This window comes from Bacillus sp. FSL W7-1354, from assembly GCF_038002405.1.
GTDB lineage: Bacteria > Bacillota > Bacilli > Bacillales > Bacillaceae > Bacillus > Bacillus paralicheniformis.
Genome location: NZ_JBBOCL010000001.1, coordinates 4,067,144 through 4,080,209 on the forward strand (window position 1 = coordinate 4,067,144; position 13,066 = coordinate 4,080,209).

Sequence of the window (13,066 nt, forward strand, 5' to 3'; positions counted from 1 at the left end):
TCGATCATGACAAGAAGATGAACAGAATATTTCCTAACGATTAAAAATCGCCTTAAGGCATGTTTCGCGGAGGAAGAAAGGCGGGGATGATGATACATTATGTGTAAACCCTTTCTTATGGGGCGAAGCGGTCTGAAAGGAGATACCCGTATTGCAGAAAAGAATAGAGTGGATTGATGTTTCGAAGGGCGTGGGAATTATACTGGTCGTGTTGGGCCATACACCGACGCCGGATTGGCTGAAAACGTTCATTTTCGCATTTCATATGCCGCTGTTTTTCTTTCTGTCCGGCCTCGTTTACCATGATGGGAAGATGACTTTTACATCATTTCTTTTTAAAAAAATAAAGACGCTTCTTTTGCCTTACTTCATTTTTTCCGTTCTTGCCTATTTATTCTGGGTTCTCGTTGAGAGGCATTTTACGTTTACGGGGAGTTCGGATGTCGATCCGGTTGTACCGTTTAAAGGCATTTTTTATTCGATGCCTGATGACTACATGCTGACACACAACCCGGCGCTCTGGTTTTTAACATGCTTATTCCTCGTTGAAATGCTTTTTTTTATCGTGAAGAGATGGGGGAAAGGAAGGCTGTTTATCGTCATTGCCGTAATGGTGTCGGCCGCCTTGGGCTATTTGAATGATCAATTTGTGGGCATCAAGCTGCCGTGGAATATTGAAGTGGCCTTGACCGCCATCGTATTTTATTCGGCCGGTTTTCTGTCGAGAAATAGCCTGAGGGAGATGAGAGACAGAAGAACGCTGCTGCCAGCGCTTCTCTTATTCATCGCGGTCGGCTTTTTACAGACCCTGAACGTCAGAGTGGATATGAGGGCCAATGAGTATGGAAACATGGCGGTCTTTTATCTGACCTCATTTCTGGGAACGGCAGGCGTCATTTTCAGCAGTTTTAAACTCGAAAAAATGAAGCTACTCCAATTCCTCGGCAAAAACTCGCTGATCATTCTCGTACTGCACTACCCGGTCATCAGGATGCTGAAAGCCGTCGTCTACTACTTTACCCAGGTTTCCCTTGATGAGACATACGGTTCCCTGTTATGGAGCGCGCTTTACACCGGTATGACATTGCTTGTTATGGTGCCTTGCATCTTTTTATTGAACCGGTATCCGATCGTGCTTGGGCGGAAGAAATGCAATTAAAAAACTTGCAAAGGAGACTTTGCAAGTTTTTTTGAATTATTGAAGGTTAAAAGTGATTTTTTCATCATTCCAAAAATTAGAAGTGAAAATAACTTTATATGTTTTGCTCTTTTTTGTCTGAAAAGCGATAGTTCCAGAAACCTTACCGTCTTTTGTCAGATTTCCAGATGATAATTGGTTATCATCTGAAAGTGCATAAGTATTATGCGTAATTTGTCCATCTTCGTTTTGAATTTGAAAATCAAGCGGGTTGTAAGAAATATCTTTATCGCTTTTATTTTCTATGTTAACTGTTACAATCACATATTCATTACCTTTTTTTGGTTTGATAAATTTATTGCCCATCGATTTTTTAACGTTGGTCACTGTGATTTGGGTGCCATCCAGATCAGCTGTTTCATTTAAACCAAATTCAGTTTTTTCTTCTTTGGCATCGTCATTGCTTTTTTCTTCGCTAGTTTTTGCGGCTGTCGTCTTTGCACTGCTACCGGACGATTTGCTTTCTTGAGAAGAAGAGCCGCTTGAAGCGAATATCATGACGAATACGATGGATCCAATAATCGTGACATAGAACCACCATTTTTTAAAGACAAGGCCTTTATTCTCGCCGCTGAACAATGCTTTACATCCGCCGATTAATAGCAGAATAAGCGGAACGATATATGCCAGGCTGACGCCGACAGTTCCTCCTATTGCAGCCGCGATATAAAAAGTACCCGCTAATTTAGTATGTTTTTTTACGATACATGCACCGACGATGGCCAGTGCAGACAGCAAAATAACCGCCCAGGATGATCCGATAACTTCTCCGGCGCCATCCGCTTCTAAAGCGGCGCCTAATCCTCCGAATAATAAACCTGAAAATCCTGCAAAAATCCCGAAAATACCGCCTAGTAACCCCAGTACAAATTCTGCTGTACGTTTGACAGGGGCTTGAAAATTCGTTTGTTCTGACATGTGATGTCCCCCTTATAAGCTATGTCATAATGTCTAAAACATATTAATCCAAAAAAGGAAAAAAGTCCATATATTTTTCGTGACTATTTTACTATTATTTTATATTGTCAGAGTTTTAAGGACTATTTTCGACTTTTTTTAATATCGTTTAAATTTTGGGTTTGTTTAATGTTTTTTAGAAGAATCATGCAGGGGAACTAAAGAAAAAATATTCAGAAAGAAGATACCGACCTTTTAATCCTATGCAGCGTGAATAAATTGAGGTTTTCGCAAAATCCTTATACAGAGCGGGTTTTACCGGTTTTGACCCAACTGAAATTTGTTTCCTTAAATAAAAAAAGTTCTACTCTGACTATATTTCTGCAAGAAGTGAATCATGTTTCTATAGACTCACTCAAGTTTTGCTTTGTATGATTAAAAGCGAAAACACGGATGGGAAAGGAAGCTTTTTATGGAACGGTATGATGAATTAAAAAAAGGTGAAACCGGGGCATGGGTCAGCATCATCGCTTACATTGTACTGTCGGCTGTTAAATTGGCCGTCGGGCTTCTATTTCACTCCGAAGCCCTCAGAGCCGACGGACTGAACAATACAACAGATATTATTGCCTCAGTAGCGGTGCTGATCGGCCTCAGGATTTCTCAGAAGCCGCCTGATGAAGACCATCCGTACGGACATTTCCGCGCTGAGACGATCGCCTCGATGATCGCTTCATTTATCATGATGGTGGTCGGTCTTGAAGTGCTGTACAGCTCGGGTGAAATGCTGTTTAATCCGAAAGAAACGACACCGGACATGATTGCGGCTTGGACGGCGGCAGGCAGTGCCGTCGTGATGTTTTTGGTTTTCCTCTACAATAAAAGGCTGGCAAAAAAGGTAAACAGCCATGCCCTCTATGCAGCCGCCGCCGATAATAAATCGGATGCCTATGTCAGCATCGGAACGTTCGCAGGCATCTTTGCTTCGCAATTTAACCTTGCCTGGGTCGATACGGCAGCCGCATTTATCATCGGATTGATCATCTGCAAAACGGCTTGGGGGATTTTTAAAGAGGCGGCCCATTCTTTGACGGACGGATTCGATATTAAACATATTTCAACGTATAAAGAAACGATTCGGAAAGTTCCCGGCGTCGGCAAAATCAAAGATGTTAAAGCGCGTTATTTGGGCAGCACCATCCACGTGGAAATCATCGTGGAAGTGAGATCCGACCTCAACATTGCAGAAAGCCATGATATCGCCGATGAAATTGAGAGAAGAATGCAGGAGGAACACTCGATCGTTCATTCCCATGTTCACATCGAGCCATCTGGAGAAAAATAAGAAGCGGTCACTGACCGCTTTTTTTGTTTTTCACTCTGAAATTCGAAATAAAAAAAGACAAAACTCTATTTTCCTCCAGTTAGTTGTTTTCTGAGAGTACATCGTTTATGGTAAAGTTAAATAAATTCGATTCGTCAGCAATGAGGAGGAAGAGGATGGCATACGAAGAAACGCTGCATCCCGTTTTGGGAAAAGTAGCTGATAATATTGACAAAGTAATGGTAGGAAAGAAAGATATTGCCGTTTTAAGCCTGACTGCCATTCTTGCAAACGGACACGTCCTGCTGGAAGACGTTCCAGGCGTCGGAAAGACGATGATGGTTCGCGCCCTGGCAAAGTCAACCGGCGCTGAATTTAAGAGAATCCAGTTTACGCCAGATTTACTGCCTTCAGATGTAACAGGCGTTTCCATATATAATCCGAAAACACTGGAATTTGAATACCGTTCAGGCCCGATTATGGGAGATATCATTCTCGCAGATGAAATCAACAGAACGTCGCCGAAAACGCAGTCGGCGCTTCTGGAAGCGATGGAAGAAGGAAGTGTGACAGTAGACGGCGTGACAATGCCGCTTTCAAAACCTTTTTTTGTAATGGCCACGCAAAACCCCGTCGAGTATGAAGGGACATATCCGCTGCCGGAAGCTCAGCTTGACCGCTTTTTATTCAAGCTGAGAATGGGATATCCGACAGTGCGCGAAGAGCTTCAAGTGCTCGATCTTCAGGAAAACCGCAGCCCGATTGAGGAAGTTGAGCCTGTCATAGAGAAAGAAGAGCTTGCCGCATTTCAAAAAGAGGCTGAAAAGGTGTATGTAGACGCTGCGATTAAAGAATACATTGTTGAGATCGCCCAAAAAACGAGGAGTCATTCCGCCGTTTATCTCGGCGTGAGTCCGCGCGGCTCAATCGCCTTGATGAAGGCTGCTCAGGCGTTTGCATTTTTATATAACCGTGATTATGTCATTCCTGATGATATTCAGTATTTGGCGCCTTTTACCCTTGCACACAGAATGATTCTACGGTCAGAGGCGAAATTTGAAGGAAAGCGGCCTGAAGCTGTTCTTCAGGACATTATGTCAAAAACGGAAGTTCCGGTCAGAAGGCCGATGAGCAACTGATGAGAGAGCGCATCGGTCTTGTGAAGTACGGATGGAAGCTGTGTATCGTGTTTCTTCTGTTTGCTTCAACGTTTTGCTATGCGATGTTTCAAGGGGGATTTGTCAGCTGGTTTTTGTTCTACTCATTTCTTCCCTTTGTGCTTTATGCTTTCATGCTTGCCTTTTATCCGCTGAAGAACATGACAGCGGAGCGGAGGCTGAGCCGCGGGCAGTATAAAGCCGGTGATCAATTGGAGGCTTTTGTCGTGCTAAAGAGAAAATGGCCCTTTCCGATCATGTTTATGATCGTGGAAGACTGTCTGCCTGATTCGCTGGGGAGAAACGGGCGTTCGGCAGAAGCCAAACAGTTTCTCTTTCCTTGGTTTAAAAAAGAAATTAAGATGACGTACACGATCAATTCGGTCCCGAGAGGAGACCACCGTTTAGCAAAAATCAGGGTCCGCACAGGTGATCCGCTCGGACTGCTGGAAAGAGAATGCGAGATTCAATTGGAAGACTCCTTTCTCGTTCTGCCTTCCTATCAAGAGATTACTTTCCGCGCCAGCGGAAGCTCTTATGATGAACATGCAGGCCGCGTTTCAGAGCTTCGCCGAAAGGACAGCACACTGGCATCAGGTATCAGGGAATACCAGCCGGGTGACCGGTTTGCATGGGTCGACTGGAAGACGTCAGCACGGCGCAGCCAGCTGATGACGAAGGAATTTGAGCAGACGAAAGGGGATGACCTGCTCGTCTTCATGGATCAGTCTCCCTCTGATGCTTTTGAAGAGATCGTCGCGTTTACCGCTTCTATCATTCGTTCTGCCATGAGGAGCGGGACGAATGCAGGGCTTGTTTCCACAGGAAAAGAGCGGAATGTCTTCCCGGTACGGCAAGGGGAGGAGCATCTGAGAAAGCTGTTTTACTACTTGGCGCTTGCCGATTGCGATGCGGTCCAGCCGTTTCACAGTCTGCTGGAGGGGGAATTTGGCCATCCCGATATGAGAAAAGCCGTTAAATATATTGTGACAAGCCGCATTACCAACGAATTGGTGCAGGTTTTGAAGAAACCGCTATCCGGCGGACTGCCCGTCATTTGTTTGGTGAAGAAAAAAGGCGGAGCTCTCTCAAGTGAGGAAAGCGCCGCTGTCCAACAATTAAAAGCGCGGGGGATTGAAGTGAACGTCATTTACGGGGAACATTTTTCCCGGGGTTTTGCTGAAGCGAGGTGAGAAAATGTTGTCCGGGGGAAAAAGAAACAGTTTCGGTTTATTGCTTTTTTATGTCCTAACCTTTTTGCTGCTGTGGGAATGGCTGCGTCCTTTGCAGTATTTTACCGATACGGGGCACACCGTCTTTTTTATTTTGTTTATTGCCTTAGTATTCTTGCTTACATTTTTTAAGGTCCCTTGGTTTATCAGATTTCCGGTCAGCCTTGGCTTCGTTCTGTTTGCGCTGCACACGATTTTTTACGAAGGATCGGTGTTTTCACCTTCATGGATTGCCCTGCTTTTTCAGGATTTAAATCAAAATTTCTCCTATATTTTCTCCGGCATGTGGCGGGATATGTCGCCGTTGTTTCGGACGCTGCTTTTTTACGTCCTTCTTTGGCTGCTTGTATACTTGCTGCATTACTGGGTGATCTATCAGCGCAGAATTTTATTCTTTTTTATCATGACCGTTGTTTATATCGCGGTGATCGATACATTTACGCCGTTTGACGCATCATATGCGATCGTCCGGATCGTGCTGATCGGCTTTTTGCTTCTCGGCCTGCTGTATTTGGAACGGATCAGGGAATCAGAAGCGTTAAAATCCTCAAGATCGCGGTTTGCCAAATGGTTTACACCGCTCTTATTGATGACTGCCGCCGCCGTTTGCATCGGCGCGGTCTCGCCGAAAGCCGATCCCGTCTGGCCTGATCCGGTGCCGTTTCTGCAGACGGCTGCGACAGGCGATTTTGCTTCCTCAGGCAAAAGCAAAGTCGGCTATGGAACGAATGATGAGGCATTGGGCGGGCCATTTTCAAAAGACGATACATGGGTATTTACGTGGCAGGGAAATGAACGAAGCTATTTCAGGGTGGAAACGAAAAGCCGCTATACAGGTAAAGGCTGGATTGAAGACGAAAAAACGGGCGCGTCCATCCAGCTTGACAAGGGTGAGCTGGATTACCAGTGGTACGACGAAGGCGTGAAGACCGAAACGCGCAAAGCGATCGTCGATATCGATCCGGCTTATCGGTACGATCACGTCCTGTATCCGATTGGGACGACTGAAATCAAGCTCAACAATTTCTTTGTGCCGCTCCGCATGAACTTAAACACAGAGAAAATAAAACCGGCCGGCAAGACAGGCGCGGACATTCAGAACCTGGAAAGCTATTCGGCCACCTATAAATCACCCGTCTTTGATGTTGATCAGCTGAGGAAGGTCAGCTTTGAGTCGGAGGGAAAATGGAGCAGAAGCCATGAGAAGTATCTGCAGCTTCCCACTTCCCTTCCCGACCGCGTGAAAACATTGGCGCACGATTTAACGAAAGACGAAGATAATATATATGACAAAGCGAAAGCGATTGAGAAGTATCTCGGTTCTTCCGAGTTTTCTTATGAAACGGAAGATGTGGCTGTTCCTAAAGGAGAGCAGGATTATGTCGATCAGTTCTTATTTGAGACGAAAATCGGCTACTGCGATAATTTTTCCACAGCTATGATCGTGCTGCTGCGGTCGGCCGGAATACCGGCCCGCTGGGTGAAAGGCTATACATCCGGTGAATATGCAGGGACGACGGCAGACCGGAAACGGACGATTTACGAGGTGACAAACAACAATGCCCATTCCTGGGTTGAAGTGTACTTTGAAGGACAAGGCTGGGTTACGTTTGAACCGACGAAAGGCTTTTTAAATCCGGAGCAGCTCGTTGAAGAGTCCAGTGGCCGGCAATCTGGCGCGGCTTCTGATAAAAAAGAAGATGATAAGAAAAACGACGGAGGTCAGCGTCCGCAGGATGTAAAAGAACAAGACAACAAAGAGAAGCCCGAACCTCAGACAAAGCGTGATGCCAATGGCGGTTCTCATGCCGGCAGCGGGGATGCAGACCGTACCCTTTTGACTGGTGCGGCCGTACTCGGTCTGTTGCTGGCGTTGACAGCGGTGCTTTACTTTACAAGGGCAAAATGGATGCCGCACATCATCATCAACAGGCTGAAAAAACGGCGTGATGGCGCGGTTTTCTTCAAAGCTTACGAGGAGCTGCTCCGCCAGCTGAAGCGCCAAGGCATGCAAAAAGAAGAAGGACAGACGCTGCGCGAGTTTGCGAAGACGGTTGATGAACGCTTTCAAAACGGTGAAATGACAGCTTTGACCCGGCAATATGAACGGGCTTTGTATCGAAAGGAAGACGCCGCAAAGTTGTGGAATGATTCGGCGGAGTTATGGGAAAATTTAATTAAAAAGAGATAGTCTTGACCGCTTTCAGTCGTATTGTTAGAATAAGTGAATATTAAAAACCCTTATATATTCTTGCTGGCAGGCTCGGCGGCTTATCTATCGGACAAGCCGGGCCTTGTCCCGTGAATGGGGGCAGGACGGCCGTGTGTCTGCCGCCATTTTTTCTGTGCAAAAAGACAATTTGATAAAGAGGTGACACCATGACGAAGTTAGTAAATGAAATGATTCTTGTGTTGGATTTTGGAAGTCAGTACAACCAGCTGATTACCCGCCGCATTCGTGAGTTTGGTGTATACAGTGAATTGCATCCTCATACGTTGACGGCAGAGGAAATTAAAGAAATGAATCCGAAAGGAATTATTTTGTCCGGCGGTCCGAACAGCGTTTATGACGAAGGATCTTTCCGCTGCGACGAAAAGATTTTCGAACTGGATATCCCTGTTCTTGGCATTTGCTACGGCATGCAGCTGATGACGCATTACCTTGGCGGAAAAGTAGAAGCTGCGAGCCAGCGCGAATACGGAAAAGCGAACATTCATATCGAGGGTGAACCGGATCTGTTTAAAGATCTTCCAAATGAACAGGTCGTCTGGATGAGTCATGGTGATCTAGTTGTTGAAGTTCCAGAAGGCTTTACCGTTGATGCGACAAGCCATCATTGCCCGAATTCAGCAATGAGCAAGAAGGATAAGAAATGGTACGGCGTACAATTCCATCCGGAAGTCCGCCATTCAGAATACGGAAACGACCTTTTGAAAAACTTCGTTTTCGGTGTTTGTGAATGTGCCGGCGAATGGTCAATGGAAAACTTTATTGAGATTGAAATGCAGAAAATCCGCGAAACAGTCGGCGATAAGCAAGTGCTGTGCGCCTTGAGCGGAGGGGTTGACTCCTCTGTCGTTGCGGTCTTGATCCATAAAGCGATCGGCGACCAGCTCACTTGTATTTTCGTAGACCACGGGCTCCTTCGAAAAGGCGAAGCGGAAGGCGTGATGAGGACGTTCAGTGAAGGCTTCAACATGAACGTGATCAAAGTTGATGCGAAAGACCGCTTCCTGAACAAGCTTAAAGGCGTCTCAGACCCTGAGCAAAAACGTAAAATCATCGGTAATGAGTTTATCTACGTGTTTGACGATGAAGCGGAAAAACTGAAAGGTATTGACTTCCTTGCACAGGGAACGCTTTACACCGACATTATCGAGAGCGGAACAGCGACAGCTCAGACGATCAAATCGCATCACAATGTCGGCGGACTTCCGGAAGACATGCAGTTTGAACTGATCGAACCGCTGAATACGCTCTTCAAAGACGAAGTGCGTGCGCTCGGTACCGAGCTCGGCATCCCTGACGAAATCGTGTGGCGCCAGCCGTTCCCGGGGCCAGGCCTCGGCATCCGCGTTCTTGGAGAAGTGACGGATGAAAAGCTTGAAATCGTCCGCGAATCAGATGCGATTCTCCGCGAAGAAATCGCCAAAGCTGATCTTGAAAAAGATATTTGGCAATACTTCACTGTTCTTCCTGATATCCGCAGCGTCGGCGTCATGGGAGACGCAAGAACTTATGACTATACGATCGGCATTCGCGCCGTGACATCGATTGACGGCATGACATCCGACTGGGCGAGAATTCCTTGGGATGTCCTTGAGACAATCTCGACACGGATCGTCAATGAAGTGAAGCACATTAACCGTGTGGTTTACGACATTACGAGCAAGCCGCCTGCAACAATCGAGTGGGAATAAGACAAATGCCCCAGCCTTTATGAGGCTGGGGCGTTTTTTATTGGGAGAGGAATCAGTTATATTCATTGCTTTCATCACCGCAACAGCTCTGTTTCTGCTCAAGAAAAAAATAATTTCCCGAATGGCCTTATCAGGCGTCCTCTGTCTGTTCGCCGTACTTGCGTTCATTTTTTATTTTGCTGCAACGGTGAACTTTACATCCGTCAGTCTGGAAAACGAGAGTATTGCAGGCTTAAAAATCGGCGACAGCGTTAAAAATGACCATCGATTTGTAAAAAGTGGAACAGGGGTTGTGGAATATAAAACCAAAAATATGTCAGGCGTAAAAGCAGAAATAGATAAACAGGAGAAAATTGTGCTATTGTTCAATATTTCTTCCGCTCAAACCGTGACTATTGCAAAAGGCATCAAAATCAACGATACACTTCAAACAGTGGTATATGGAAAAGAATATAAAGAGCTTTGGTTTGTCGAAGGGTATGAAACCGGAATACAATATCAGGATAAAAAAAGAGACGTGGTGCTTGAATTTTATTTCAATGATCACAAGGTGCACTTGATTGAATTGAAGAAAACAGGGAATTAACCCGCTGCAGACCACGGTCAGAATCTGGAAAAAACAACGAACGAAACGAACATTAAAATCATTAATGTTCGTTTTTTTGTATTGTGTTCAGCGTTAGATATTGCTACAATAGTATAGTAATTCAAAAAAGACTTGTCGTATAATCATGGGGATATGGCCCATAAGTTTCTACCAAGCTACCGTAAATAGCTTGACTACGCTTGTATACAATATTTTGTCCGTGAAAAAAACATTTTTTCAGTATGAAATATGCCGTAGTCAAGCGTCCCGCCAATTGGGGCGTTTTTTGTTTAAAAGCAAAGGTTTTTGAAACAATAAAAGCGACAGACAAACGAGAGGAGTATACCATTTTGAAGCGTTACTTTCAGTTTGAAGAATTGGGTACAAACTATCGGAGAGAAATGATCGGCGGACTTACCACATTTTTGTCCATGGCATATATTTTGATCGTCAACCCGCTTACCCTTTCTCTGGCGTCGGTGGAAAATTTCCCGGATGCATTGAGAATGGATCAAAGCGCGGTCTTTACGGCAACAGCGGTTTCAGCAGCTGTCGGCTGTTTTATCATGGGGCTTCTTGCGAAGTATCCGATCGCCCTTGCGCCCGGAATGGGGCTTAACGCATTCTTTGCATTCTCCGTTATTCTGAACATGCAGATTCCATGGCAGACGGCCCTTTCCGGCGTTATGGTTTCCGGACTAATTTTTATCGCTCTTTCGCTGTCCGGTTTGAGGGAAAAAATTATCAATTCGATTCCTTATGAGCTAAAAATGGCTGTCGGTGCGGGAATTGGTCTGTTTATTGCTTTCGTCGGTTTGCAGGGTTCCAAAATCGTCGTATCCAACCCGGATACCATTGTGTCGTTTGGAAATATTCATTCAGGTCCCGTTCTTTTGACTGTTTTCGGACTGATCATTACTGTCATTTTAATGGTATTGCGCGTGAACGGCGGCATTTTCTTCGGTATGCTGCTCACGGCGATTGTCGGCATGATCTTCGGTCAGATTGATGTTCCTGATAAAATTGTCGGTGCTGTTCCCAGCCTTGCACCGACATTTGGACAAGCCTTTATCCACCTTCACGATATCTTTTCGGTGCAGATGCTTGTCGTTATTTTAACGTTTTTATTCGTCGACTTTTTTGATACGGCCGGTACATTGGTGGGGGTTGCATCACAAGCCGGTTTGATGAAGGATAACAAACTGCCGCGCGCTGGCAGGGCTTTGCTTGCCGATTCTTCCGCAACTGTTGCCGGAGCGATCCTTGGTACATCGACTACGACCGCTTATGTTGAGTCAAGTGCCGGGGTAGCGGCCGGAGCGAGAAGCGGTTTTGCGGCGATCGTAACAGGCGTTTTGTTCTTGCTGTCGCTGTTCTTCTCGCCTGTCCTCAGCGTTATCACTTCGCAAGTGACGGCGCCTGCTTTAATCATCGTCGGCGTGCTGATGGTGGCGAATCTCAACAAAATCGACTGGACGAAGTTTGAGATTGCGGTGCCCGCATTCTTCACGATGATCGCGATGCCGCTGACATACAGCATCGCCACCGGAATCGCGATCGGATTTATTTTCTACCCGATCACGATGATCTTTAAAGGCAAAGCAAAAGAGATCCATCCGATTATGTACGGATTGGCTGTTGTATTCATTCTTTATTTCATTTTCTTGAAATAAGGTGTGCTGTGCAAAAAAGGCTTGTTCATTTGGACAAGCCTTTTTTATTTTCAAATCATTAAAAACGGAACCTTCCGCCTTCGTTTTTCGTCATATATAAGGGCTGCCGCATCTATGATAAAAAGAGGTTTGTCTTGACTGTTTCACACAGCTTATGTAATTTATAAAAGTGCTTTTCATTTATGTAAAGCTTTTGAATAGAATAGGAGTTGCTTATATGATTGAAGAACATCACAAACGAAATGAAGATGATATAGAAGAACCTGCTTCGAGGATGTCGAGGAATTCCCGGAAAAAAGCGAAGAAAAGCAAGGAGACGAATCCGTCTGCGGCGAAAGTCAAATCGGTGATGGAGAGCGTGATTGCCGCTTTGTTCCGCTATTTCAGCTTTGTGCTCGATATTTTAAAATCCCCGGTGCGCAGCGCACTTGATTTTGACCGGTCTTATTTTAAGTATTCCGTTATTTCAATGACGCTTTTAGCCGTTTTCTTTTCGCTCGGCAACTTTTATCAGCTGCTTGCGGGCAGGGGGAGAATTCTCGGGTTCGGCGTGTCAGTGCCGTTCCTGGAAGTGTTTTTGGTTGTGTTTATCTATTGCATGGCTTTCATGTTTTGGATGGCAGCATCGAGCTGGGTTGTATCGAATTTTATGCTCAAGTATAAAGTTTCATTTTTCGATATCACGGCAAAGTACGGTTCTCTATTGGTTCCGTTTATCGTCCCCGCCGCTTTGTGGATGATATTCGCGATTATCAACTTCACGGCCGCGACGGTGATTCTCTCGATCGTCATCTTTATGGGATTGACATTCGGGACTTTTACGCTGATTCAATCGATTTATGAAAAAAGCGAAAAAGCGCGGTTTGACCTGATGTACTGTGTGTTTACCGTCTTTTTGCTTGAATTGGTATTCGTTGCGGCAACATGGAAGCTGGTAGGCGGATACTTGTTGTCGTCGCTTATTCCTGTTTAAGGAGATATTGCCGGTTCTTCTTGAAGAACCGGTTTTTTCTCCGCATTAATTCTGAGTTGACTCATAAGAATAATATATATTTTAACCAATAAGATGGGGGAGTGA

Annotated in this window: 10 protein-coding genes, 1 pseudogene and 1 riboswitch; of the genes and pseudogenes, 9 read left to right on the forward strand and 2 right to left on the reverse strand. The window is 45.3% G+C overall.

The window, feature by feature from the left end:
* The first annotated feature begins 151 nt into the window (after window positions 1-151).
* Window positions 152-1,159 carry an acyltransferase family protein gene (locus tag MKZ04_RS20550; RefSeq protein ID WP_020450421.1) on the forward strand — a complete coding sequence of 336 codons (1,008 nt, stop codon included), beginning with the start codon at window positions 152-154 and terminating at the stop codon, window positions 1,157-1,159.
* A 36-nt stretch (window positions 1,160-1,195) separates the two neighbouring features.
* Here the strand turns inward: MKZ04_RS20550 and MKZ04_RS20555 are convergent, their stop codons facing one another.
* Window positions 1,196-1,696 carry a DUF4352 domain-containing protein gene (locus MKZ04_RS20555; protein WP_025810309.1) on the reverse strand — a complete coding sequence of 167 codons (501 nt, stop codon included), beginning with the start codon at window positions 1,694-1,696 and terminating at the stop codon, window positions 1,196-1,198.
* A gap of 75 nt (window positions 1,697-1,771) precedes the next feature.
* A pseudogene (locus MKZ04_RS20560) lies at window positions 1,772-2,116 on the reverse strand (DUF4064 domain-containing protein); the annotation flags it as partial.
* A 451-nt stretch (window positions 2,117-2,567) separates the two neighbouring features.
* Here MKZ04_RS20560 and MKZ04_RS20565 point away from each other — a divergent pair.
* From MKZ04_RS20565 to MKZ04_RS20600, 8 genes are all read left to right on the forward strand, one after another.
* Window positions 2,568-3,440 (forward strand): cation diffusion facilitator family transporter, encoded by an 873-nt coding sequence (locus MKZ04_RS20565; protein ID WP_020450423.1) that lies wholly within the window; start codon window positions 2,568-2,570, stop codon window positions 3,438-3,440.
* A 155-nt stretch (window positions 3,441-3,595) separates the two neighbouring features.
* Complete coding sequence (locus tag MKZ04_RS20570; RefSeq protein WP_020450424.1) at window positions 3,596-4,558, forward strand: AAA family ATPase; 963 nt, start codon at window positions 3,596-3,598, stop codon at window positions 4,556-4,558.
* Window positions 4,558-5,769, forward strand: a complete 1,212-nt coding sequence (locus MKZ04_RS20575; RefSeq protein ID WP_023855580.1) for a DUF58 domain-containing protein — start codon at window positions 4,558-4,560, stop codon at window positions 5,767-5,769. The genes MKZ04_RS20570 and MKZ04_RS20575 overlap by 1 nt, the downstream gene beginning before the upstream one ends.
* Window positions 5,770-5,773: 4 nt before the next feature.
* Window positions 5,774-7,999, forward strand: coding sequence for a DUF4129 domain-containing transglutaminase family protein (locus MKZ04_RS20580; protein ID WP_020450426.1), 2,226 nt, complete (start codon window positions 5,774-5,776; stop codon window positions 7,997-7,999).
* Window positions 8,000-8,187: 188 nt separating this feature from the next.
* Complete coding sequence (guaA, locus tag MKZ04_RS20585) at window positions 8,188-9,729, forward strand: glutamine-hydrolyzing GMP synthase (RefSeq protein ID WP_341046917.1); 1,542 nt, start codon at window positions 8,188-8,190, stop codon at window positions 9,727-9,729.
* Window positions 9,730-9,769: 40 nt separating this feature from the next.
* Window positions 9,770-10,315 (forward strand): hypothetical protein, encoded by a 546-nt coding sequence (locus tag MKZ04_RS20590; RefSeq protein ID WP_341046918.1) that lies wholly within the window; start codon window positions 9,770-9,772, stop codon window positions 10,313-10,315.
* A gap of 115 nt (window positions 10,316-10,430) precedes the next feature.
* Window positions 10,431-10,532, forward strand: a riboswitch (purine riboswitch).
* A 133-nt stretch (window positions 10,533-10,665) separates the two neighbouring features.
* Complete coding sequence (locus MKZ04_RS20595; RefSeq protein ID WP_035337056.1) at window positions 10,666-11,988, forward strand: NCS2 family permease; 1,323 nt, start codon at window positions 10,666-10,668, stop codon at window positions 11,986-11,988.
* Window positions 11,989-12,205: 217 nt separating this feature from the next.
* Window positions 12,206-12,961: a hypothetical protein gene (locus MKZ04_RS20600; protein WP_341046921.1), complete on the forward strand. Its 756-nt coding sequence runs from the start codon at window positions 12,206-12,208 to the stop codon at window positions 12,959-12,961.
* The last annotated feature ends 105 nt before the right edge of the window (window positions 12,962-13,066 follow it).